General features: G+C 70.5%; 14 protein-coding genes. 8 read left to right on the forward strand and 6 right to left on the reverse strand.

From position 1 onward, the window contains the following. Positions 1-17 precede the first annotated feature (17 nt). On the forward strand, positions 18-980 hold the full coding sequence (locus BpN12_RS05030) for a LysR family transcriptional regulator (protein WP_246794195.1): 963 nt from the start codon (positions 18-20) through the stop codon (positions 978-980). 63 nt (positions 981-1,043) lie between these two features. Here BpN12_RS05030 and BpN12_RS05035 read toward each other — a convergent pair whose 3' ends face one another. After that, entirely contained in the window at positions 1,044-1,751 is a 708-nt protein-coding gene (locus BpN12_RS05035; protein ID WP_246794196.1) for a hypothetical protein, read from the reverse strand. A 589-nt stretch (positions 1,752-2,340) separates the two neighbouring features. Here BpN12_RS05035 and BpN12_RS05040 point away from each other — a divergent pair. The 3 genes from BpN12_RS05040 (at position 2,341) to BpN12_RS05050 (ending at position 4,820) form a co-directional block, all read left to right on the forward strand. After that, entirely contained in the window at positions 2,341-3,453 is a 1,113-nt protein-coding gene (locus BpN12_RS05040; protein WP_246794197.1) for a lactonase family protein, read from the forward strand. 305 nt (positions 3,454-3,758) lie between these two features. Continuing rightward, positions 3,759-4,322, forward strand: a complete 564-nt coding sequence (locus BpN12_RS05045; protein WP_246794198.1) for a GNAT family N-acetyltransferase — start codon at positions 3,759-3,761, stop codon at positions 4,320-4,322. A 96-nt stretch (positions 4,323-4,418) separates the two neighbouring features. Beyond that, positions 4,419-4,820 carry a VOC family protein gene (locus tag BpN12_RS05050; RefSeq protein WP_246794199.1) on the forward strand — a complete coding sequence of 134 codons (402 nt, stop codon included), beginning with the start codon at positions 4,419-4,421 and terminating at the stop codon, positions 4,818-4,820. Positions 4,821-4,868: 48 nt separating this feature from the next. Here BpN12_RS05050 and BpN12_RS05055 read toward each other — a convergent pair whose 3' ends face one another. Further along, on the reverse strand, positions 4,869-6,035 hold the full coding sequence (locus BpN12_RS05055) for a porin (RefSeq protein WP_246794200.1): 1,167 nt from the start codon (positions 6,033-6,035) through the stop codon (positions 4,869-4,871). 678 nt (positions 6,036-6,713) lie between these two features. Between BpN12_RS05055 and BpN12_RS05060 the strand changes: the two genes are divergently transcribed. Beyond that, positions 6,714-7,277 carry a hypothetical protein gene (locus BpN12_RS05060; protein WP_246794201.1) on the forward strand — a complete coding sequence of 188 codons (564 nt, stop codon included), beginning with the start codon at positions 6,714-6,716 and terminating at the stop codon, positions 7,275-7,277. A 521-nt stretch (positions 7,278-7,798) separates the two neighbouring features. Next, entirely contained in the window at positions 7,799-9,283 is a 1,485-nt protein-coding gene (locus BpN12_RS05065) for a SulP family inorganic anion transporter (protein ID WP_246794202.1), read from the forward strand. Between the two features lie 237 nt (positions 9,284-9,520). Here the strand turns inward: BpN12_RS05065 and BpN12_RS05070 are convergent, their stop codons facing one another. Both BpN12_RS05070 and BpN12_RS05075 read right to left on the reverse strand, forming a co-directional pair. Further along, positions 9,521-10,576: a sulfonate ABC transporter substrate-binding protein gene (locus BpN12_RS05070; RefSeq protein ID WP_246794203.1), complete on the reverse strand. Its 1,056-nt coding sequence runs from the start codon at positions 10,574-10,576 to the stop codon at positions 9,521-9,523. A gap of 159 nt (positions 10,577-10,735) precedes the next feature. Then, positions 10,736-11,629: a MerR family transcriptional regulator gene (locus BpN12_RS05075; protein ID WP_246794204.1), complete on the reverse strand. Its 894-nt coding sequence runs from the start codon at positions 11,627-11,629 to the stop codon at positions 10,736-10,738. Between the two features lie 335 nt (positions 11,630-11,964). Here BpN12_RS05075 and BpN12_RS05080 point away from each other — a divergent pair, with 335 nt between their 5' ends. Then, complete coding sequence (locus BpN12_RS05080) at positions 11,965-13,518, forward strand: methyl-accepting chemotaxis protein (protein WP_246794205.1); 1,554 nt, start codon at positions 11,965-11,967, stop codon at positions 13,516-13,518. Between the two features lie 107 nt (positions 13,519-13,625). On the opposite strand, the gene BpN12_RS05085 is transcribed toward BpN12_RS05080, so the two are convergent. Together BpN12_RS05085 and BpN12_RS05090 are read right to left on the reverse strand one after the other, a co-directional pair. After that, complete coding sequence (locus tag BpN12_RS05085; RefSeq protein WP_246794206.1) at positions 13,626-15,284, reverse strand: ATP-binding domain-containing protein; 1,659 nt, start codon at positions 15,282-15,284, stop codon at positions 13,626-13,628. 215 nt (positions 15,285-15,499) lie between these two features. Then, entirely contained in the window at positions 15,500-16,354 is an 855-nt protein-coding gene (locus tag BpN12_RS05090) for a helix-turn-helix domain-containing protein (RefSeq protein ID WP_246794207.1), read from the reverse strand. A 557-nt stretch (positions 16,355-16,911) separates the two neighbouring features. On the opposite strand from BpN12_RS05090, the gene BpN12_RS05095 reads away from it, so the two are divergent. Then, positions 16,912-18,240, forward strand: coding sequence for an NAD(P)/FAD-dependent oxidoreductase (locus BpN12_RS05095; RefSeq protein ID WP_246794208.1), 1,329 nt, complete (start codon positions 16,912-16,914; stop codon positions 18,238-18,240). The last annotated feature ends 218 nt before the right edge of the window (positions 18,241-18,458 follow it).

Consider the following 18,458-nt stretch of genomic DNA (forward strand, 5'->3'; position numbering starts at 1 on the left):
AATTCAGGTTTACCCTCATGTCCCGACAAGCCCTGCTGCTGCCCGCCACGCTGCCGTCGAAGCTGCGCTTTCGCCACCTGCAGCTGCTCGAACTGCTCGGCCGCACGCGCAACCTGCGCGCGGCGGCCGAGCAGATGCACATGACGCAGCCGGCCGCCACCAAGATCCTCGGCGATATCGAAACGATGCTGGGCGCGCGGCTGTTCGAGCGGCTGCCGCGCGAGATGCGGCCGACCGACCTGGGCCTGCTCGCGATCCGCTATGCGAACACCACCATGGCCGATCTCGGCAGGTTCGCCGGCGAGTTCGTCACGCAGCAGGGCGGCGGCTACGGGCATCTGACGGTGGGGGCGATCTCGGCCTCGGCCGCGCAGCTCGTGATCGCGGCGATCCGCGAGATCCACGGCCGGCGTCCGCGGCTCGTGATCAAGCTGGTCGAGCAGAGCAGCGACCAGCTCACGGCGTGGCTGGAGCAGAAGCAGCTCGACCTGATGATCGGCCGGCTCACCGAGCCGCGTCATCATGCGATCTTCGATGCGATCGCGCTGTCGGACGAGCCGGTCTGCTTCGTGGTGGGGCGCCACCATCCGCTGCTCGGCGCGCGCCGCGTGGACATGGCCGATCTGGGCCAGTGGCCGTGGATTCTCTATCCGCCCGCCACGGCGATTCGCCAGCTGTTCGAGGAGACCTTCGCGAGCGCGGGGCTCGTCGCGCCGGTCGGCATGGTGGAGACGCCGTCGATCTTCTCGACGCTGGAGCTGCTGCAATCGACCGACATGATCTCGCTGCAGCCGATGGCGGTGGTGCGCAAGTCGCTCGACGACGGCGTGCTCGCCTGCCTGCCGATCCCGGTGCGCCGCAGCATGAGCCACTACAGCGCGATCACGCGCAGGAACGAGCCGCTGCCGCCGGCCGTGGACGAATTCATCGCGATCCTGCGGCGGCGCGCGAGCGAGCGGGCGGCGGCGCAGGAGGCGTAGCGCGCGGCGGGCGCGCTACGGGTGGCGGGCGCGCTACGGGTGGCGGCCTGGTATCCGCTGCGCTCAGGACACGTTCGCGCTGCAGCTCGGGTACGGCGCCTTTTCGCCGGCCACGATCGGGCAGACCTTCAGCGGCATCAGGTTGCGGATGCGCCGCAGCCACATCTCGGCGTCGATGGTGGCGGGCTTGGTGGCCTGCGGGCCGCGCTGCGCCCATTGCAGCGTGTAGAGATCCTTGGCGCCCTTCACGACGGTGATCGCCGTGGTCTCGCTGTGGCCCGCGCTGGCGGCGGCGTTGCCGCAGCTGACGACCATCGAGAACGCGTCGCTGCCGTTGAGCTTGCCGTCGAAGATGCCCTTGGCCGCGAAGCTCTGCGGGCAGGCGCGCTGGAAGCCGGCGGCGATGCTGGTCGCGTAGCTCTTCGCGTCCGCTTCCGGGTGCTTGGCGATGACGTTCTGCGCGCCCGTGAGCGTGATCATCTGCGTCCAGTTCGAATTGGTTTCGCCAGGCAGCACCCACTCGTGCGCGTAGTCGTCGGCATGCGTGCCTTCGTAGATCGACACGAAGCGCGTGGGCAGGCGGAAGTAGACGAGCTGGTTGAAGATCGGCGCGATCGTTGCGATCACCGGCAATACGGGTTGCGTGGCTTGCACGCCGGCGGGGGCCGCGGGCGCGCTGCCTTGCGCGTGGGCGCCGATGGCGAGCGTCAGGGTCAGCAGCGAGCCGGCGACGAGCGCGGCGGGGCGCGCATGGAATCGGATAACACGCATGATTTCCTCGTGATGGTGGGCATCGGTTTCGGTGGCGGCGTGCCTTAGCTTGCGAATGTAGCGCAAACGCGCCGCATCGGTCGATGGTTTTACGCTCTGCAACATGTTGCAGAGCGGGCGCCGCTGCGCTGCGGCATGGTGCGGACACAATCTTTCAGCGCGCATGCCAATGCATGCCGACTTGACAGGCGGGGAAGGTGGCCCGGCCGTCGTGATGCGGGCATGGCAACCGATCGCACGGTGTCGTGGAGAAATGGTTGTGCGTGCATCGATATCGGGAGATCGATTTGATTCGCATAACTGAATGATTGGCGAGTCCGTTGCCGTGCGGGTTGCGGTGCCGTCGCCGGTACCGCCCGCACGTGACGATCGAGGCACCGCCCGCCCGCGGTGGCATGGCGGCGCCCCGGCCCGGGATTCGGGTCATGGAGCGTTGTGCTGCGTCAATCCAAGAGGTACGATGTCGCTCGACATAAATTACAAACTACCGTCGATCGACGGGGTGTTTGTCTGATATGTCGAGAAGAATCGGGGTGGTAGGCGCAATTAAGTTGTCTGACGACAGTTGAGATAGACGAGGAGAATCAGGATGAAGAACCGACATACGCCGCGCGTGCTGGCCGCAGCAATTTCCCTGGCCGCGACGCTGCTGGCCATGGCCCCGGCCGCCCACGCAGCCACTTACGCCTACGTGTCGAACGCCGACAGCCACGACATCTCGGTGCTGAAGCTCGATACCGGCTCGGGCGCGGTGACGCCGGTCGAGACGGTGGACGTGGGCGGCACGGTGATGCCGATGGCGCTGTCGCCCGACCATCGACGCCTCTACGCGGGCATCCGTTCGCAGCCGTTTCGCGTGCTCAGCTTCGCGCCGAACCCGCTCGACGGACATCTCACGCAGCTCGGCAGCGCGCCGCTCGCGAACAGCATGCCGTTCATCTCGACCGATGCCACCGGCCGCTATCTGCTGTCGGCGTCCTACGACGGCAACCTGGTGGCCGTGAATTCGATCGGCGCGGACGGCGTGGTGGGGCCGGTGCAGCAGACCATTCCGACCGGCCCGAAGGCGCACGCGATCCTGACCACGCCCGACAATCGCGTGGCGTTCGCCTCGGTGCTCGGCGCCGACGCCTGGCTGCGGCTGGGCTTCGACGCGGCCACCGGCCGGCTGACGCTCGACGCGACGCCCGGCTACGCGCTGCCGCCGCACTCGGGGCCGCGCCACTTCCGGTTCGCGCCGGACAACCGCTTCGTCTACCTGATCGACGAACTCGACGGCAAGCTGCACGTGCTCGCGTTCGATGGCGACCACGATCGCGCCCGGCCGGTCCAGACCGTGTCGATCCTGCCGCCCGGCTTCGGCGCGCAGACGCCGTGGGGCGCCGACCTGCACCTGACGCCGGATGGCCGGTTCCTCTACGTGTCGGAGCGCACCTCCAGCACGCTCGGCATCTATCGCGTCAACCAGGGCAACGGGCACCTGACGCGGATCGGCACGGTGCCGACCGAGAAGCAGCCGCGCGGCTTCGCGATCGACCCGTCGGGCCGCTACCTGCTCGCGGTCGGGCAGCTGTCCACCGCGTTGCGCACCTACCGGATCGATCCGGCCACCGGCGCGCTGACGGCGCTCGGCGAGACGCCGGTGGGCAAGGGCGCGAACTGGGTGGAGATCGTCGACTTCCCGGGCTCGAACGCGGACTGAGTCGGCCGGTCGGGGTGCCGGCATGCGGCGCGTCGGGCGTCGGCGCGCGAGTGCCGGTGTCCGGGGGGCGGTGTGTAAGCTTCGTCAGCCGGGCTGGGGCATCCGGGCGCCGGCATCCGGGCGCCGGCATCCGCGTGGCAGCGTGCGTGCTGCGGCGGCCGTGCTGCGGCGCCCGATCCCGGCCGAAAGCGCGACCGTCGTCAAGGCCGGGTACGATCGGGGCTGGCCTTGCCCGCGGCGGCCGTGCGAGGATCTCGCATCCGGCCGATCCCTTGTCCACGCCGTTCGCGGCGCCCCGATCCACGATGACTCCGCTCGACTCCTTTCCCCGCCTGCAGACGCGGCGGCTCGTATTGCGCGAGCTGGCGCCGGCCGACGCGGCGGCGCTCTACGCGATCCACGGCGACGCGGAGGCGATGCGCTGGTACGGCGCCGAGCCGATGACGGCGCCGGGGCAGGCCGCGCGGCTGATCGATACGTTCACGGCCTGGCGCATCGCCGGCACCGGCGTGCGCTGGGGCATCGAGCGCCGCATCGACGGCGCGCTGATCGGCACCTGCGGGCTGTTTCGCTGGAGCCGCGCGTGGCGCAGCTGCACGATCGGCTACGAGCTCGCGCGCGGCGCGCGCGGGCAGGGCTTCATGCGCGAGGCGCTGGGCGCCGTGCTCGGGCATGGCTTCGACACGATGGGCCTGAACCGCGTCGAGGCGCGCGTCCACCCCGAGAACGACGCCTCGCTGCGGATCCTGGCCGCGCTCGGGTTCGCGCGCGAGGGCTATCAGCGGCAGGCCGGCTACTGGAACGGCGCGTTTCGCGATCTCGTCCAGTACGCCCTGCTGCGCGACGAATACCGCGCGCCGGCGGACTGATCCAGTGCGTTCGCCGGCTGCGCTTGCCGGCCGGCCGCCATGCCGATGGAACCGCGCTTATCATCGGCGTTTCATCTCCGACGCGAGGCAGATCCGATGCGAACCCTGATGCGCGTGGCCCGGCCCGTCGGCGATCTCGAACGGGCGGCGCGGATGTATCGCGAGGCGCTCGCGCTCGACGTCGTCGGCCGCTTCGAGGCCCATGCCGGCTTCGACGGCGTGATGCTCGGCCGCGACGGGCTCGACTACCACCTCGAATTCACGGTCTGCCGCGCGCATCCGGTCGCGCCGGCGCCGACCGTCGACGACCTGATCGTCTTCTACCTGCCCGACGCGGCCGACTGGGCCGCCGCCTGCGCGCGCTTCGAGGCGGCCGGCTTCGCGCGCGTCGCCTCGTTCAACCCTTACTGGGACGCGCAGGGGCGCACCTACGTCGACCCGGACGGCTACCGCACCGTGCTGCAACATGCGGCGTGGCGCGGCGGGCGCGCCGAATGAAGCACACCGGATGAGCCGCGCCGCGCCCGCCGCCGTGCCGGCCCGGAATCAGAACGTGTGGCGCAGCCCCACCGTGACGGCCACCTGCGTGTCGGTGGACGACGGCGAGAGCGTGTTGATCATCGCGTGCGAGAGCACCGAGCCGGCCGGCGCGCCGTGGACGTTCTGGTAGACGCCTTCCAGATAGACGTCGGTGCGCTTGCTGAGCGCGTAGTCGGTCTGCAGCATCGCGGTGTTCCAGCCCGGCGACGCGCCGTCGTAGGCGCCGCGCGTGTAGGTATAGGCGCCCGACACGCTGAGCGCGCTGGTCAGCGCGTATTTTGCGTTGACCTCGTAGTTGTCGAGCCGCAGCGTGCCGTTCAGGCCGCCCGCCGAGCTGTCGCCGGCGCCGAGATAGGTGCCGGTGCCGAACGAGAACACGCCGGTGGCGTCGTCGATCTGCGTGTGGCTCCAGACCAGCCCGACGGTGGCCGCGCCGAACGTGTAGTTGCCGCCGAGCGACCAGATCCGCTGGCGCCGCGCGACGAAATTCGCGCTGGCGTCGCTGGCCGTGATCGCGCCGGCGCCGCTGCCGGCATTGGCGAACTGCAGGTAGCCGGCCGCGAGATTGACGGGGCCCTGCGCATACGACAGCGCGAAGCCGTAGGCGCGGTTGTCGGCGAAGCTGCCGGCCTTGTTGCTGAAGCCGTACATGGTCTCGAAGGTCAGGCCGCGCCAGGTCGGGCTCGCGTACTTGACGGTGTTGTTCACCACCACCGAGTTCGCGGCCAGGTTGTCGTTCTCGAACGGATGCGCGGCGATGCTGCCGCCCCAGGTGTTCAGTTCAGCCGTGAGCGGGCCGACCAGGTCGTTCACCACGTCGAACTGGCGGCCGAGCGTGAGCGTGCCGGCCTGGTCGCTCTGCAGCCCGACCCAGGCCTGCGAGCCGAAGCCGTCGCCCGAGAACGCCTGCGCGCCGTTGTTGAGCAGGAAACCCTGTTCCAGCTTGAACACCGCGTGCAGCCCGCCGCCCAGGTCTTCGCTGCCCTTCAGGCCGAACACGGTGTTCTGCGTGGAGCTGCTGTTCTCCTGCCAGTTGCTGTGGCCGAGCTGGTTGTTGGTGTAGACGAGGCCGGTGTCGATCAGCCCGTAGAGCGTGACGCTGCTTTGCGCATGGACGGAGGCCGAGGCGGCGAGCGCGCCGACGAGCGCGGCGCTGATCAGGGTGGGTTTCATCGAAAAGGCTCCAGTTGGACGATGACGGTTCCGGAATCGGCCGGCCGCACGGGCCGCCGCGCCATGCAATGCGTAATGCGGATGACGCATGGCGCCGGGAAAGGCGCGGCGCCGGCATTCGAAAAATAGGCGAAAGCGCAAGCGATCCGCCAATCGGCGAGGCGTTTCGCCGATTGCCGCCGGCCGGCGCGACAGGCTTGCCGGGCGGCCCTGGCGGGGCGATCCGGCGTGATTCGCTGAATTGGCAACGGGTCGCATCTTAGAACGCCGAAAATAAAAATGGCATTCAAAAGAGCCAGTCGTGGTATCAAAAAAACAGAACGATTTTTTATATTTTTTATTCGGTGCTGCCTGATTTCGGCGGATTCCGCTTATTTCTGAAACGCCGGCAATCGGCACGGCGATATAGCGAAGCTTTCATGAGGTTTGGAATCTGTTTTCATGTGACTTTCTGGATTGCCGGGGCCGCATGCCGATGCGATGATGACGCGCACCGCGTATCCGCGTCCGGTACTGGATGCGTGGCCCGGCGCCGGCTGTTCCGCTTTCGCCGCTTCGTTTCCGATCCACCGAAGGAGCGCACGCTTGCCTTCCGTTCCGCCTCCCGCCGCGCGCCGGCGTTCAAGCCGGCTTGCGGGCCGACTTCAAAGCCAAAGCCGACTTCGAGGCCGCCTGCTCGTGCCGGCGCTGGCCGCCGCCGCGCTGCTGTCGGCCTGCGCCGGCGGCGCGCCGCGCGAGCTGCCGCCGCCGCCTTCGCCGCCGATCCCGGCCGGCATGACGGGCGCGCAGCTGCTGCCGCGCGGCTACGTCTGCCAGGACTGCACGATCGATTTCCTGCTCGGCGCGATCACGCCGCCGGCCCACGGGCTGATGCTGGTGCGCGGCGGGTTCATGACGCCGCAGGCAATCTGGATCGTGGTCGATTACGACGCGCGGCGCGTCTCGCGCATCGTCACGGCCGCCTCGCAGGACGCGCAGGGCCGCTTCGCGCTGCGCGCGCTCGCGCGCAACGACGCGCCGCTGAGCGCGGGCGAACTCTCCGGCATCCGCTCGGACGCCGACGCGATCTGGATCTCCACCCACACGCTGCGCTCGAAATCGGCCGCCGATACCACCTGGAGCCTTTATCTGATCGACGGCGGGGCGGTGCGCCACGAGTTCGGCATCGGCCAGCCGGGCGAGGGCGCGGCACGGCTCGCCGACGATCTCGACGGCATCGTGCGGCACGCGATCGGCGGCTGAGGTCGCTGAGGTCGCTGGGGCCGCCGAGCCGGCCGGGCGGCTCGGGCCCGTCCCCGCCATCCGCCCCCAAGCCGCTTCCCCGGCCGCCGTCTCCCCCCGGGTTTGCCCAAGCCCCTGCGATGCGGTTAGAATGCCGCACCGCAGCACCCGCTCCCGCCGCCCGCACGCAGCTTGCCGGTGCGCCGGCGGTGCGCGTCGCCCAGTCCGTCCAAATCGACTCCGCTACGACCCCGCTACCCATGTAATCGCTCGCGAACTCCCATCCGTCGTCTGTCCATTCGCCCGACCGATCGGGGGTTCGCGGACCGATGTCGCCCGTGTCGTCCGCCTTGCGCGGCATGCCGGGCGCCGTCCCGTCTACCCGTGTCCTCACACGAACGCCTGCCGGCGTCGCACGCCTCCGCCTGCCGGGCGCCGCGCACCGGCGGCACCGGATGCCGTCCGCGCCCGAAGGCCGGGCCGGCCGCGCGAGCCCCGACGCCGCGCGGCACCGCCCCCAACGCTCCACCATGGAACCCGCCATGCATGCCCGTACCCTACGCGACGAGTGGTTTGGCAACCCTCGCGGCGATCTGCTCGCCGGCATCGTCGTCGCCCTCGCGCTGATTCCCGAAGCGCTCGCCTTTTCGATCATCGCCGGCGTCGACCCGAAAGTCGGCCTCTACGCGGCCTCCGTGATCGCCGTCGTCTCCGCGATCGCGGGCGGCCGGCCCGGCATGATCTCGGCCGCCACCGGCGCGGTCGCGCTGCTGCTCACCTCGCTGGTGCGCGACCACGGCGTGCAGTACGTGCTCGCCGCCGGCATGCTGGCCGGCGTGCTGCAGATCGGCGCCGGCCTGCTGCGGCTCGGCGAGCTGATGCGCTTCGTGTCGCGCTCGGTGATGACGGGCTTCGTCAACGCGCTCGCGATCCTGATCTTCCTCGCCCAGCTGCCGCAGCTGCGCGGCGTGCCGGTCACCGTCTACGGCCTGCTCGCGCTCGGCCTCGCGATCATCTACCTGCTGCCGCGCGTGACGCGCGTGGTGCCGTCGCCGCTCGTCTGCATCGTCGTGCTGACCGCGCTGGCGCTGGCCTGCCACCTGCCGCTGCGCACCGTCGGCGACATGGGCGCGTTCCCCGACGCGCTGCCCGGGTTCGCGATCCCGCACGTGCCGCTCACGCTCGACACGCTGCGCATCGTGCTGCCGTACTCGATCGGCATCGCGGTGGTGGGGCTGCTCGAATCGCTGATGACGGCCGCCATCGTCGACGACTACACCGACACGCCGAGCGACAAGAACCGCGAATGCCGCGGCCAGGGCTGCGCGAACATCGCCGCGGGCCTGCTCGGCGGCATGCCGGGCTGCGCGATGATCGGCCAGACCGTGATCAACATGAAGTCGGGCGGGCGCGGGCGCCTGTCGACGTTCGTGGCCGGCGCGTTCCTGCTGGTGCTGGTGGTGTTCCTCGGGCCGTGGGTGCGGCAGATTCCGATGGTGGCGCTGGTCGCCGTGATGGTGATGGTGTCGATCAGCACCTTCAGCTGGAAGTCGCTCGCGAACCTGCGCACGCACCCGGCCAGCTCGTCGGTGGTGATGCTGGCCACCGTGGCGATCGTGGTGGCCACCGGCAACCTGGCGATCGGCGTGTTCGTCGGCGTGCTGCTCTCGGCGCTGTTCTTCGCCTCGAAGGTGCGGCGCGTGCTGGCGGTCGACAGCACGCTCGACGCGGCGGCCGGCGAGCGGCGCTACACGGTGCGCGGGCAGGTGTTCTTCGCGTCGTCGGAGGCGTTCGTCGCGCAGTTCGATTTCCACGAGCCGGTCGCGCGCGTGCGGCTCGACGTGTCGCACGCGCACTTCTGGGACATCACCGCGATCGACGCGCTCGACCGCATCGTCAACAAGTTCCGCCGCCACGGCGTGGCGGTCGAGCTGTTCGGGCTCAATCGCGCGAGCGCGACGATGATCGACCGGTACGCGACGCACGACAAGGCCGGAGCGGGCGGCGAGGCGGGACTGTCGCACTGACGGACGCCGCCCGGGACGGCACCGCCGCGCGTCGGCGCGAGCGTGACGCGGCGGCGCGCGGGCGAAGCCGGCGGCTCGAGATCGCCGACCTGATCGCCTTCATCGTCCCCGGCTTGCCGGTGCCGCGCCGCGGTTTCCCGCCGCTCTGACCGGGCGCCCGGTGCGAGCCCGGGCGGGCGCCCCGGCGTCCGCTCCTTTCTCGACACCGGCGGCGCGCCGCCGGCCCTCACTCACTTCTCACTTCGACGCGAGCGCCGCCTGCACGGCCGGATCGCGCCAGACCGCGGCGGCCACGTCGAGCTTCTGCGGAATCAGCTTCACGCCGTAGAACGCGTCGGCCACGGCCTGCTGCGAGGCGACGATGCGGTCGTCCACCGGCACCGCGCCGAACGGCACGCGCTTGAACCACGCCTCGACGAGCGCCGTGTCGAGCCCCACCTTCGGCGCGATGATCGTGGCCGTATCGGCCGGATGCGCGTTGACCCACCCGCCCGTCTCGCGGAGCTGGCGCAGCACGGCGGCGACGATGTCGGCATGCGCGCCGGCGAAGTCGCGCGTCGCCTCATAGAAGTTGTACGACGCGACGAGCCCCGTGTAGTCCGACAGCGTGCGCACCTTCAGCGCGCTCTGCGCGGCCGCGTAGTACGGATCCCAGACCACCCAGGCGTCCACGTCGCCGCTCTCGAACGCGGCGCGCGCGTCGGCGGGCGCGAGGTAGACGGGCTGGATGTCGCCGTAGCGCAGCCCGGCCTTGTTCAGCGCGGCGAGCAGCAGGTAGTTCGAGCTGGAGCCTTTCTGCAGCGCCACCTTCCTGCCGCGCAGGCCGGCCACGTCGCGGATCGGCGAGCCCGCCTTCACGAAGATCGCCTCGTTGTGCGGCGCGGGCGGCTCGGCGCCGACGTAGACGAAGCGCACGCCGCCCGCCTGCGCGAACACGGGCGGCGGCGCGCCGGTGTAGCCGAAGTCGATGCTGTTGGCGTTCAGCGCCTCGAGCAGCTGCGGGCCGGCCGGGAATTCGAACCATTTCACCGTGTAGCCGAGCGCCGCGAGCCGCGTCTCGAGCGCGCCCTGCGCCTTCACCACCGCGAGCAGGCCGGCCTTCTGGTAGCCGATCCGCAGCACGTGGCCGGCGCCCTGGGCGGCGGCGCTGCCGGCGAAGCCGGCCGACAGCGCGGCGGCGGCGAGCAGCGCGGCGAGCCGGGCGGTCGGCCTGAATGCGGGGCGGGAGGGAGCGGCGGTACGGGAGGAGGCGATGAAGCGGGTGAAGCGGACGAAGCGGGCAAGGCTGGGCATCGGGCGATCTCCGGAGCGGTCGCCGGCATGCGGCGAGATTCGACGGGGACGGCGGCATGCCGAACCATGCCGCCGCAGTCAAAAAATCGTCGCATGGGCATCCGCCCGGCCCAACCAAGCATTGCCGAAATCAATATGACGGCGGCGTGACTAAGGTTTTTAGGGTTTCTCGCGCTTGCCGCGCGCCGCCTCGGCGGTCTCGCGCGTGACGTCGGCCGGCGCCGCGCCCGGCTTGCCGGCCTTGTCGGCTTCGTCGCGGGCGGCGCCGCTCAGCTGCTTGTCGAGGATGGTCGCCACGCGGCCGCCGAGGTAGTCGCCCGAGGCGGCCTCGAGCGCGCGGTTCATCTCGCCCTCGACGAAGGTGGCCGACAGCGGCCGCACGCGCCAGATCGCCTCGACCAGCGCCGGCACCTCGGTGACGGGCGGCAGCGAGCCTTCGTCGTAGCGGTCGAGGCGGCGCACCACGAGGTCCACCAGCACGCGCGCGATCGCGTCGAAGTGGGGCCGCGCGATCATGATCGCGTCCACCAGCTCGCGCACCGGAATGCCCTCGCGCGCCATCGCGGCGGCGGCTTCGATCAGGCCCGGCGTCTTCGCCACGAACGACAGCCCGCGCCGCTCCAGCAGCCCGAGTTCGGTCACGCGAGCGAGCGAGGACGGTGTCTGCGGGCCGAACATCGTCACCAGGTCGGCCAGCGAATAGGTTTTCGGCCGCTCGTGCGACCAGCGCCCGCCGATCGCGTTCTCGAGGCCGAGGATCGAGCGCAGGTCGTGGCCGTCGTCGATCGCCTTGATCAGGTCCTGGATGTTGGCGAGCGTGTAGCCGCGCGCGAGCAGGTGGTTGATCACCTTGAGCCGCGCCACGTGCGTGTCGTCGTAGATGCCGACGCGGCCGCGCTTGCGCGGCGGCGTGAGCAAGCCGCGATCCTGGTAGGCGCGGACGTTGCGCACGGTCGTGTCGGTCACGCGCGCGAGCTCGTCGACGGTGTACTCGTTGGAGGCTGCGCCGTCGGGCGACGCATCGGCGGGAGAGGGCGGGGTCGATGTCGGCATGCGCGGATTTTAGCGTGTGTACGCGATGTCGTCGCGCGCTTCGGGCGGTGGCTTCGGGTGGCCGCTCATGTCGTCCCCTCGCGCCTGCCTCGCGGCGGGCGGCCGGCGCGCGGGGCCTGGCCGCGGCGGCGGGGCGTCCGAACCACGAGGCGGACCCCGGCACCGGATGCCCATCCTGGTCATAAGCCTGCGCAAGATCAAGAATCTGGACGAAACCGCCCGAATCGGGATGATTCCCCATTCCGGAATACTCAAGTTTTCCAGTTCAGGACCGTAAATATCGTCAGCAAAAGACGTGCGCGCGAGCGCCATTGAATCCTGTCGACCGGTCAGCCATGAACGCTTTGTTTTCCCGTTTCTCGATCCGTACTCGCCTTTATTCGACGCTGGCCCTGGCCGCCGCGCTGCTCTGCGTGACCGGCCTGATCGGTCTGTTCGGCATGCAGGGCTCGAACGACGCGCTGAAGGACGCCTATACGTCCCGGCTCGCCGCCAAGACGGCACTGGCCTCGGCGAACCTGAACCTGACCATCGTGCGCACCACGCTCGATCGCGCCATCCTGCATCCGGACCGCCCGGACCTGCAGTCGGTGGTCAACAAGGCCGAATCGTACCTGTCGATTTCCGACAAGGCCTGGAAGGACTACATCGCGCTGCCGCGCCAGGACGGCGAGCAGCCGTTCGTCGACGCGGTGGCCGGCGCGCGCGGCGCGTTCATTTCGCAGGCGATCCAGCCGATGATCGACGCGCTGCGCGGCGGTCACGCCGACGAGGCCGACCGCCTGATGATGAAGGTCTCGCCGTCGCTGTCGGTGGCGCTGTCGAAGGCCACCAACGACCTCGACACGTTCGCCCTCGACAACGGCCGCCAGCAGTACCAGCGCGCGCAGCAGCGCTTCTCGACGCTGCGTCTGGTTGCGCTGGCAACCATCGTGGTCGGCCTCGGTGCCTGCCTCGGCTGCGCGATCGGCCTGCACTACGCGATCACGGCCCCGCTCTCGCACCTGCTCGAACACTTCCGCCGGCTCTCCGACGGCGATCTCACGCGCGAACTGCAATGGACCTCGCGCGACGAGATGGCCGAACTCGTGAGCGGCGTCACGCGCATGCAGCGCAACCTCTCGGAGACGGTGCGGCGCGTCGCGCACGGCTCCGAATCGATCGCCACCGCCACGCGCCAGATCTCGGCCGGCAACACCGATCTCTCGCAGCGCACCGAGGAACAGGCGGCCGCGCTGGAGCAGACCGCGGCCAGCATGGCGCAGCTGACCACCACGGTGCGCCAGAACGCCGACCATGCGCGCGACGCGCGCGAATCGGCCGACGACGCCACGCGCATCGCCTCGCAGGGCGCCTCGGTGGTGGGCGAGGTGATCGGCACCATGAACGACATCGACCGCAGCTCGCAGCGCGTGGCCGACATCATCGGCACGATCGAGGGCATCGCGTTCCAGACCAATATCCTGGCGTTGAACGCGGCCGTGGAAGCGGCGCGCGCCGGCGAGCAGGGCCGCGGCTTCGCGGTGGTGGCGGGCGAGGTGCGCACGCTCGCGCAGCGTTCGGCCAGCGCCGCCAAGGAGATCCGCGCGCTGATCGGCGAATCGGTGGAGCGCGTCGCGGCCGGCTCGCGGCTGGTCGGCTCGGCCGGCAACACCATGAACGAGATCCGCGATGCGATCACGCGGGTCAACGACAGCATGGCCGCGATCGCGGCCGCCTCCGACGAGCAGCGCGACGGCATCGAGCAGGTCAGCCGCGCGGTCTCGCAGATGGACGAGGTCTCGCAGCAGAACGCGGCGCTCGTCGAGCAGGCCGCGGCGGCCGCCGCCGCGCTCGAGGAGCAGGCCGACGGGCTGCGCGAGGCGGTGCGCGCATTCCACGTGGCCTGAGTGGCTGGCGTGGCTTGAGGCCCGCGCGGGCCGCGACGGTCCGGAAAAACGCAAGGGGCGCGATCTATCGCGCCCCTTGTCGTTCGGGTCGACGTTCGCCCGGTGCGTCAGTCGCCCGGCGCGATTCGCGCGGCGGCACGCTGCGAGGCCACCACGATCAGCTTCATGGTCGCGCGCGTGGCGCCGACGAACAGCTTGCGCGCCGCGCGCGCGTCGAACGTCTCGAAATCGACCTCGGTCAGGATCACGCAGGGCGCGGCCTGCCCCTTGAAGCGATAGATCGAATCGAGCAGCACCTCGCCTTCCTGATACTCCGGCGTGCCGAACAGGTCGTACTTGCCGGTGAAGCGGCGCACGCGGTGCGGGCCGAGCTGGTCGAGCGGCGTGAACACCGAGCTTTCGCGGCCGCGATAGGACAGCACCGCGATGTCCTGCTTGCGAAAGCCCAGCGACAGCGCCTGCGTGATCGCGCGCTTGGTGGCGTCGATGCAGGCCTCGCCGGTCGCGTCGCCGTCGTCGTAGACGTTGAAGCTCAGCTCCGAGCCGTCGAGCGGGCTGCCCGATTTCAGTTCGGCCGCGAGCGGCTCCAGCTCGCCCACCACGCGGCGCAGGTAGTGCAGCACGTCGCGCGGGCTGCGGTAGTTGGTCAGCTCGCGCAGCGTGACCCAGCCGTCGAACGGCACGTCGTCGCGCGCGTAGAGCGCCTGCAGCGGGTCTTCCAGCCACCACCAGGCGCCGTCCGGCGTCAGCAGCCGTTCGAGCGCGGCGGCCCAGTCGGGCTGGAAGTCCTGCCCTTCGTCGACGATCAGTACGTCGAAGCGCCAGCGCTCGGGCACCGGGGTGGCCGCGAAGCGTGCCGCGAGCCGCGTGAACGCGTCGGGCTCGGCGAAGTCGGGCGTGTGGCCGGTATCGCGCAGCACCGCGTCGCAGAACTGGTGGTAGTTGGCGATGGTCGCGCCTTCCGGGGCCAGCCGCTTGATCGAGTCGGCCAGCGGGCGGTTGAAGCAGACGTAGAGCACGCGCCGGCCCGCGGCCACCGCGTCGCGCATCACGCGCACCGCGAGCTGGGTCTTGCCCGAACCGGCGGTGGCGATCACCCGCAGCCGGAACGGCGCGAACTCGAGCCGGCGCGCCCAGGTGGCGAGGCCGGCCGCGAGCCGCGTGACGAGCGTGTCGGCCTGGCCGACCAGCGCGCTGGTGTCGGGCGCGAGCGAAAGCTCGTCGGCGAGGAAGTGGTGGATCTTCGCGGCGCTCGCGAACGGCGGCTCGTCGGCCGGCAACGCGGCCTCGATCACGGCGGCCAGCTGGTTGCGGCGCGTCGCGTCGACGATGCGCTCGGGCGGCAGCCCCGCGATCGCCGGGTTCGTGACGGTGTGGTCGGGGCAGTAGAGCAGCGCGTCCACGCCGTACTCGCCCGCGCCGAACGCGGCCGTCAGGCGCCGGTGCAGCGTCTCCTGCATGCGCGCGAGCTGGATCGCCACGTTGCGCTCGGTCTTCATGTAGACCTTCGCGAGCCCCTTCGGCGTCTCGCGCAGGAAGCCGGCCTTCTGCTCCACCAGCAGCACGCGCCCCGACGGGCTCACCACCACGAAATCGGCCTCGCCGAACACCGAGAAATGATGGTCGGGACGCGTCCAGTGGACGCCGTGGTAGATCGTGTAGGCGTCGGGCAGCGCGGCCTCGAGCATCGTCAGCGTGTCGCGCTCGCGCTGCGCGGCGCCGGTGGCGGCGACGCTCTTCCAGTCGTCGGGGATGATGCGGGCCATGAAGGGACTCGGAGGTGGAGGCGTCGGCTATTGTACGCACGCGCTCCTGGTCGCGACACGTGATGTCGCAGGCGCGGGCCGCCGCCGGGGCGTTTCCCTCGTGCCGCGGCAACGCCGGCCCGCGCGATGTGCGGAAGGAGGGCGCGGCGCGCTTGCGCCGCCATGGTCGGCGCCGCGTCGCGAGGTGCCCGGTGGACGCCGCGCGGGCCGCCGGTTCAGTGCCGCGCGAGCCGCTTCGCCAGATCGGCGCAGAGCAGCGCGAGGCGCGCCGGCTTCTCGTAGCAGACCACGTCGAAGGTGCGCATCACGTCGCTGATCTCGGCCTCGCTGGCGTGGCCCGAGAGCAGCGCGCCCGTCAGCACGAAGATCGGCGCGCCGGGATTGTCGGAGGCGCGCACGGCGCGGATCACCGGCGTGGCCGGCCGCTCCTCGAACAGCCATTCGGTCAGCACCGCGTCGAACGCCTGGTTCTGCAGCGCGTCGATGAAGGCCGGCAGCTTGTCGAAATGCACGGTCGCGAAGCCCTGCTCGTCGAGGTAGCGGCAGACCAGCTCGGCGGTGCCGAGATCGCTGTCGACCACCGCCACCAGCAGCCGGTCGTTCTCGACACGGCGCGGATAGATCTCGATCTTGTGGACGTCGTAGGCGTTCTGGTAGAGCACGCCGCTCTGGCGCAGCACGCGCCAGCGGCCCTGGTTCTCGTAGGCGACGAACTCGGGGCGCGCGCCCGGTTCGAGCTGCGCGCCGATCCAGACCGTGCAGGGGATCTCGGCGACGCCGGCGAACAGGATCGCGTCGTGCGCGCTCGCGCCCACCATGCCGGGGTCGAGCGACTGCGCGCCGAACAGCTGCGCGGCGGGTTCGCCATAGGCTTCGGCGACCTTGCGGATCTGGGAGAGGGTCCAGGGGCTGCTGCCGCGCAATTTGCGGTGGCCCTGGGAAAAGCTCAGATCGAGAATCCGGCACAGTTCGGTGGTCTGTTGCCGTTTCCCGATGCCATTGCGGCTCATCAGCTCGCGCACGCGTTCGGCGACGGCTAGGGAGTCCGTGGTCACTGCTTCGTTGGTCATGCTTGCGAATGCGATCGGGTCGAGAGGGTGTCGCTTTACGACGTTGGGTTCATGTCGGACAGGGCCGCTGAGGGGTAGAGCGAGCCGACCGGCCACGCACGCAAACGTTAACTTTACCGCAATTCAGAAATCGCTCTGTCGACATTTACACTGGCGAATGGGAAAGCTGTAACGAAACATTGCGATGTGTCTCGCGCGCCAACCTGCGAGCCCCGATGGACGGGGCATTCAAGGCAGGCGCGCGCGGCGGTCGAACCGCGGGCGGCGAAATTGCGTGGCGCTCGGTGTTTCATGGTGCCTGCGTCGAGTGGCGCGATGCCGTTGAACCCGCGACGGCCGTCGGCGCGACCCTCGTCTCCATAACATAGACGAGCGATCGTACCGGCGCCAGTCGGGGTAGCGTGGGGCGGCGCGCGACTGTTTCGTGCATTTTTGTGTTCGCGTGCCGTCGGCCGCGTGCCACCGGCGGGCGCGGGCGGCCGGTAGAATGGCGCGATCGCCGAGGCGGCATCCCGCCACCTCGCCCCCACCGCTTTCCAGACCGCCAGCCACGTCGCATGACCACCACCTATCCGTTGTACCGCGCGTTTTCCCGCGCGGACGAACCGTTCCCGACCGAGGCCGACGTCGTGATCGCCGGCGCCGGCATCATGGGCTGCGCGGCGGCCTACTATCTCGCCCTGCGCGGGATCCGGGCCGTGGTGTTCGACAAGTCGCGGGTGGCCGGCCAGCAGTCCACGCGCGCCTGGGGCTTCGTGCGCCAGCAGGGGCGCGAGGCGGCCGAGGTGCCGCTGATGATGGCCGGCATGCGGATCTGGGAAGGGCTCGAGGCCGAACTCGGCGCCGATCTCGAATGGCGCCAGGGCGGCTGCCTTTATCTGGCCGACAACGACGACGACTGGGCCGCGTTCCAGGACTGGCTCGGGGTGGCGCGCGAGCATGGGCTCGACACGCGCGCGCTCGCGCCCGCCGAGGTCGGGCGCCATGTGACGGGGCTCGCCGCGCCGGTGCTCGGCGGCCTCTACACCGCCACCGACGGGCAGGCCGAGCCGCGGCGCGTGGCGCCCGCGTTCGCCGCGCGCGCGATCGAGCGCGGCGCGCGCTTCTTCGACGGCTGCGGCGTGAGCGCGATCGAGACGGCTGGCGGCGCGGTGACGGGCGTCGTGACCGAGCGCGGCCTCGTGAAGACCTCGCGCGTGATCTGCGCGGCCGGCGCGGCCAGCTTCCGGCTGCTCGACGGCGTGGGCATCCGCCTGCCGCAGCAGACCGTGCGCGGCACCTGCATCCGCACCAACGCGCTGCCGGCCGTGTCGGCGGCGACGATCTGGGGCCACGGGCTCGGCATTCGCCAGCGCGCCGACGGCGCCATCAACCTCGCCGACGACATGACCGTCGACGTCGATCTGACGCTCGGCCACCTGCGCGGGCTGTCGCTGTTCATGCCCGAATTCTGGAAGCATCGCGAGAAATTCCGGATTCACCTGAACGGCGCGCTGCCCCGCGACCTCGCGCGGCGCCTCACGGGCGGCCTCGACGCGATCGAGCCGCGCGAGCCGCAGCCGCGCCCGAATCCCGCGCAGGGGCCGCGCGCGCTGGCACGGCTCAGGAAGATCTTCCCGGCGCTTGCGGCGGCGCAGGCCGTCGAGAGCTGGGCCGGGCTGATCGACGTGCTGCCCGACGGGATTCCGGTGATCGACGCGCCCGACGCGGTGCGCGGGCTCGCGATCGCGACCGGCTTCTGCGGGCACGGCTTCGCGATGGGGCCGATCGTCGGGCGGCTGCTCGCGGAGCTGGTCGATACCGGCGCGCCGTCGCTCGAACTGGACGCGTTTCGTGCGCGCCGGTTCGTCGACGGGACCATGAAGCGGCCGCGCAGCATGCTGTAAGGGTAGCGGGCGAGCGGTTTTCCGTTTCATGCCGAGCGCCGGTGTCGGTCGCGTTGCGCGTCTTGACCCGGATCGAGACGCGGAACAGGACGAAAGCGCTTGAAAGGAAACGGGCGGCCGCGCGCCGACGTCGATCGAGCATCCCGAGGCAAGCCGCCGCCCACCATCCCGCGACGGACGCCCGCGCGAGGCGCCGGTCGCGCGGGCGGAAGCGCGCC

It is taken from the genome of Burkholderia perseverans (assembly GCF_022870505.1).
Lineage (GTDB): Bacteria > Pseudomonadota > Gammaproteobacteria > Burkholderiales > Burkholderiaceae > Burkholderia > Burkholderia plantarii.

Coding starts and splice junctions, on each gene's coding strand:
- BpN12_RS05030 (WP_246794195.1), top strand. CDS start 18: ATGTCCCGACAAGCCCTGCTGCTGCCCGCCACGCTGCCGTCGAAGCTG.
- BpN12_RS05035 (WP_246794196.1), bottom strand. CDS start 1,751: ATGCGTGTTATCCGATTCCATGCGCGCCCCGCCGCGCTCGTCGCCGGC.
- BpN12_RS05040 (WP_246794197.1), top strand. CDS start 2,341: ATGAAGAACCGACATACGCCGCGCGTGCTGGCCGCAGCAATTTCCCTG.
- BpN12_RS05045 (WP_246794198.1), top strand. CDS start 3,759: ATGACTCCGCTCGACTCCTTTCCCCGCCTGCAGACGCGGCGGCTCGTA.
- BpN12_RS05050 (WP_246794199.1), top strand. CDS start 4,419: ATGCGAACCCTGATGCGCGTGGCCCGGCCCGTCGGCGATCTCGAACGG.
- BpN12_RS05055 (WP_246794200.1), bottom strand. CDS start 6,035: ATGAAACCCACCCTGATCAGCGCCGCGCTCGTCGGCGCGCTCGCCGCC.
- BpN12_RS05065 (WP_246794202.1), top strand. CDS start 7,799: ATGCATGCCCGTACCCTACGCGACGAGTGGTTTGGCAACCCTCGCGGC.
- BpN12_RS05070 (WP_246794203.1), bottom strand. CDS start 10,576: ATGCCCAGCCTTGCCCGCTTCGTCCGCTTCACCCGCTTCATCGCCTCC.
- BpN12_RS05075 (WP_246794204.1), bottom strand. CDS start 11,629: ATGCCGACATCGACCCCGCCCTCTCCCGCCGATGCGTCGCCCGACGGC.
- BpN12_RS05080 (WP_246794205.1), top strand. CDS start 11,965: ATGAACGCTTTGTTTTCCCGTTTCTCGATCCGTACTCGCCTTTATTCG.
- BpN12_RS05085 (WP_246794206.1), bottom strand. CDS start 15,284: ATGGCCCGCATCATCCCCGACGACTGGAAGAGCGTCGCCGCCACCGGC.
- BpN12_RS05090 (WP_246794207.1), bottom strand. CDS start 16,354: ATGACCAACGAAGCAGTGACCACGGACTCCCTAGCCGTCGCCGAACGC.
- BpN12_RS05095 (WP_246794208.1), top strand. CDS start 16,912: ATGACCACCACCTATCCGTTGTACCGCGCGTTTTCCCGCGCGGACGAA.